Annotated in this window: 1 pseudogene; it reads right to left on the minus strand. The window is 49.1% G+C overall.

Annotation, left to right across the window (positions count from 1 at the left end):
• A pseudogene (locus OSCIL6407_RS30540) lies at positions 1-1,175 on the minus strand (homocysteine biosynthesis protein); the annotation flags it as partial.
• Between the last annotated feature and the right edge of the window lie 44 nt (positions 1,176-1,219).

Raw genomic sequence — 1,219 nt, forward strand, 5'->3', positions numbered from 1 at the left:
TAGTCAATTCTCACCTGATTACCCCATAAATCTTGAGGCAAAAAAGCCCTTTCCATCGGAATGTGAGCAACTGGCTCAGTCAGGGTAAATTGTCCCTCCTCAATCCACGCTTTAAGTTCCAAAGCTACTTGACGGGAGAGGTAAAAACTAGCAAGGGGAGCCACTCTGACAGTTTTACCTTCAATAGTAATACGGCCTGTTTTGAGTTGAGCATAAGTAACTAAACCAAAGGTAGGACGCACCCGCCGAGGGATAGCAAAATCTACTACTGGTGCTACAATATCTTTGTCTTGTATGGCGCAACGGGCAACTACTTCTTCATTTAAAACTGGCAGCGGAATCCCAACTCCTAACATTATAGATGGGCCGTAATTTTTGAAGTAACAACCCGTACCCATTTGGAGTTCATCTGTTTAGCATCACCAATTAAAGCTAGCGTAGCGGCGGGGCCAATGGGAGTGCGATTAGGAAGGCGTTTTTGTAGTGGGAAATGCTGCGTTCCTTCCCAGGTAACATAGCCGATCGCACCGCCCAGGAAAATGCGCGTACCGATACCCACAAGCTGTAAATCTGGGTCGTTTAGCAAGGGAGAAATGGCTCCAGGGTTGGAGTAGACGGCGTTACTGAGATGGGGTTGTAGGGGGCCGAGGTAGGTGTAAAGAGTGCGATCGCCTCCATTCACGCCCACGATAAAGTTTTGGTAGATGTTGCGGGGATTAAATAGGTAAAACTGGTTAATCGTGTCGCGGGTAATGGTCGTTTCAAAGGAGGCGCGGGGGTAACAGTCTGTGGCTTGGCCTACGGCTCGTAGTTGTACGGGTTTGCCAGCGATTAGGTCTTCGATGACGTGGCCGCCGCCCCGTTCCCGCGATTCTTCGCCGTCTTCGGCAACTTGGGTGGCTCCCAGGTAGAGGTCTACAGCCCCGAAGCCGGAGTAGGCTAAAACGCCATCTAGCCAGCAGGAGCGAATATTTGATCGGGGGGTCTGTGTGTCCCAGATTGACAATCGCCCCGGAGGATTCCATCGGCTCAAACGTGCCTGTAGTAATTACGTCTACTTCTTTGGCTGCTTGGGTTGTGCCGATTTCGGCGACTCTAGCTTTAAGTTCTTCTACTGTCCAGACTACGGCTTGCTGACGGCTGATTTTGTCGTTAATTTCGGCTATGGTTCGCATTAAGTTTAAAAGTAATTAGTAATTAGTAATTGGTAATTGGTAAT

Source organism: Kamptonema formosum PCC 6407 (assembly GCF_000332155.1).
Taxonomy (GTDB): Bacteria; Cyanobacteriota; Cyanobacteriia; order Cyanobacteriales; family Microcoleaceae; genus Kamptonema; species Kamptonema formosum.